This is a genomic window from uncultured Campylobacter sp. (assembly GCF_937973075.1).
GTDB lineage: Bacteria > Campylobacterota > Campylobacteria > Campylobacterales > Campylobacteraceae > Campylobacter_B.
In genome coordinates this window covers 1-3,286 of the sequence record NZ_CALBWL010000018.1, presented here as the reverse complement: position 1 = coordinate 3,286, position 3,286 = coordinate 1, and the positions used below count along the sequence as shown (strand labels likewise).

The window sequence follows — 3,286 nt, the reverse complement described above, 5'->3', positions numbered from 1 at the left end:
CACATTAAAAGTCTTTGAAGCCTGCAGAAAGGCAGGCGTTTGCGCGATCGTAAATATCACCAGCGACAAGGCTTACGAAAATAAAGAATGGGTTTGGGGATATCGCGAGAGCGATCCTATGGGCGGATATGATCCATATAGCTCGTCGAAAGGCTGCGCGGATCTTCTGGCTAGTTCATATCGAAACTCCTTTTTTAATGAAAAAGATTACGGCACAAAGCATCAAACGCTGCTTGCTACGTGTCGCGCAGGTAATGTCATAGGCGGCGGAGACTGGGCGCAAGACAGATTGATTTGCGATGTGATGCGCGCGGCAGCTAAAAATGAGCCGGTAACGATCCGCAATCCGCATGCGACACGCCCTTGGCAGCACGTGCTCGAGCCGCTTGGCGGATATTTGCTCGTGGGGCAAAAGTTGCTTGAAGGGCGAAAGGAATTCGGCAGCGCGTGGAATTTCGGTCCTAGCGATGATGGCGCGATTAGGGTGCTTGATGTACTAAAGAGCGCCAAGCGATATTGGGATAAGATAGAATTTAAAATCGGCTCCGACACGGACCAGCCGCATGAGGCAAATTTATTGAAGCTTGATTGCTCTAAGGCACATGTGCTGCTTGGCTGGAAGTCCGTTTGGGATAGCGAAACGGCATTTGAAAAAACTGTAAAATGGTATAAAAATTTCTACGAAAACGGCGCGATCGATACCGAACAAAATTTAAACGACTACGTAAAAGAGATGATGCGATGATAAAAGTTAGCGATTTTATAGCAAAATTTATAGCCGAACACGAAGATACTGCAAAGACCGTATTTATGGTCTCAGGCGGCGGCAATATGCACCTGATAGATTCGCTTGGCAAAAATGAAAATTTAGAGTATGTCTGTAACCATCACGAACAGGCTTGCGCGATAGCCGCAGAGGGATATGCGCGCGTCTCAAATAAGATTGGTATCGCGTATGTTACCACAGGCCCCGGCGGAACGAATGCGATTACCGGCGTTTACGGTGCCTGGGTGGATTCGATCCCTACGATGATCATATCGGGGCAAGTGAAATTTCAGACGACCATTGCTTCGCAACCCGAGTTAAATTTACGTCAGCTCGGCGATCAAGAGGTTAATATCATTGATATTGTAAGACCTATCACAAAATACGCCGTAATGATAACGGATAAAAATAGCATAAAATTTCATCTGCAAAAAGCTATTTATGAGGCTAAGCACGGCAGACCCGGACCCGTATGGCTGGATGTGCCGCTAGACATACAAGGCGCGATGGTGGACGAAGCAGATCTGATAGAATTTGAAATCCCCGAAGCGCCGAAGTTTGACACAAAAATCCCGCAGGTTTTAGATGCGTTAAAAGCTGCTAAACGCCCCGTTATCATTGTAGGTAACGGCGTAACACTTGCCGGTGCTAACGAAGAATTTCTAAAACTAATCGAAATTTTAAAAGTTCCCGTTATCGGTACTTTCGCTAGATACGATATCGTTAGAAATGACCATGATCTATTTTTTGGTAGATATGGCACTATCGGCAATAGAGCGGCAAATTTTGTCGTGCAAAATTCCGATCTCATCATCGCCGTAGGCGCTAGATTAAATATCCGTGCAGTTAGCTATAACTGGGAATTCTTCGGCAGAGAAGCAAAAAAAATTTTGGTCGATATCGATCAAAACGAACTAAACAAAAAAACTATTGCCGCAGATATTAAGATTAAATCCGATGCGAAGGCCTTTGTATCGGATTTACGATCTGCACTGAAAAACAAACCGGATTTTGAATCTTGGCTTGAAATTTGCAAAAATTACAGAAAAAATTATCCTACGATTGAGCCTTTTAGACAAAATGCAAAAGAGTGGGTTGATTCATATAATTTCTTCGATGTACTATCTAATCATAAACGAGATTTAGTTTATGTATTCGGTAACGGTACGGCATGTGTTTCATCTTATCAGAGCTTGCGCTTATATGAGAATCAAAAGGTGGTAGTAAATTCGGGTTGTGCTTCTATGGGATACGATCTGCCTGCGGCAATCGGTGCGTGTTTTGCAAACGGCAAGGGTAATACTATATGCGTCACCGGAGAGGGCAGCTTACAGATGAATATTCAAGAGTTTCAGACAATAATTCATCATAGGCTTCCAATCAAAATTTTTGTGCTGAATAATGCGGGCTATATTTCTATCAGAAATACTCAAAATAACTTTTTCAAAGGGCACAAGGTAGGCTCGGATAAAGATAGCGGCGTAAGTTTTCCGGATACCGTTAATCTAGCACAGGCATATGGTTTTGAAGCTTGTAGAATAGAAAATCAGCTAAATTTAAAAGGGGAGTTGGAGAAAATTCTATCCAAACCCGGTGCGGTAGTTTGCGAAATAATGCTCTCGCCTACTGAAAAAATGGAGCCAAAATTATCATCTGAGATAAAGCCTGATGGCAAAATGATCTCAAAGCCGCTTGAAGATATGTTTCCTTTTTTGCCGCGTGAGGAATTTTATAAAAATATGATAGTAAGGCCGGTGGAGGAATAATTTTGGAAAAACAAAATATTTTAATAACGGGCGCTAGTAGAGGGATTGGCAAGGCTATAGCCGACGAATTAACTAGCGTTGGATTTAATTGTATAACCCCAAGCTCAAAGGAACTAAATTTAAATGATAAAAATAGCGTAGCACGTTATATAGCTAAAAATTCCGATTTAGACATATACGGTTTGGTTAATTGTGCAGGGATAAATATACTGGCATCTTTAGATGAGATTGACGATGAAAAATTTGATGATATGATAAACGTTAACTTAAGGTCTGTTATATCGTTGGCAAAATTTGCCTCTGTGTCTATGAGGCGCAATGAAGGCGGAAAGATCGTAAATATCAGCTCCATTTGGGGGGTGAGATCAAAGGCCTGCAGGACTCTTTATTCAATCACCAAATTCGGTATAAATGGAATTACGAAAGCGCTTGCTAGAGAACTTGGAGAATTTAATATCTTAGTAAATTCCGTAGCCCCGGGGTATGTCGATACGGATCTAACGAGGCAAAATGTTCCACTTGCCGAACAAGTCAAAATCAAACAAGAAATTCCGCTCGGTAGATTTGCGCAGACCTCCGAGATAGCAAAACTGGTAGCATTCTTGATCGGCAAGGAAAACTCCTATATAAGCGGACAAGTGATAGTAATAGACGGAGGATTTTTAGCATGAGCTTAAAGATCGAATCAAATATCAGAGACTATGATGTCTATTTTGAAGGGGTATGGGAATTTTTAGATGAATTAGCTAGAGGA

At 42.0% G+C, this 3,286-nt stretch carries 3 protein-coding genes; all 3 read left to right on the top strand.

Going from position 1 to position 3,286, the window contains the following annotated elements; translation table 11 throughout:
- Nucleotides 1-745, top strand: a 745-nt coding sequence (rfbG, locus tag Q0274_RS01950; protein WP_298027240.1) for a CDP-glucose 4,6-dehydratase, incomplete at its 5' end; no start/stop codon positions are given.
- Nucleotides 742-2,532, top strand: a complete 1,791-nt coding sequence (locus tag Q0274_RS01945; RefSeq protein ID WP_298027238.1) for a thiamine pyrophosphate-binding protein — start codon at nucleotides 742-744, stop codon at nucleotides 2,530-2,532. The genes rfbG and Q0274_RS01945, both read left to right, overlap by 4 nt.
- 2 nt (nucleotides 2,533-2,534) lie before the next feature.
- The gene (locus Q0274_RS01940) at nucleotides 2,535-3,203 is read left to right on the top strand and encodes an SDR family NAD(P)-dependent oxidoreductase (RefSeq protein ID WP_298027236.1); all 669 of its coding nucleotides are present in this window, start codon (nucleotides 2,535-2,537) and stop codon (nucleotides 3,201-3,203) included.
- Nucleotides 3,204-3,286 lie beyond the last annotated feature (83 nt).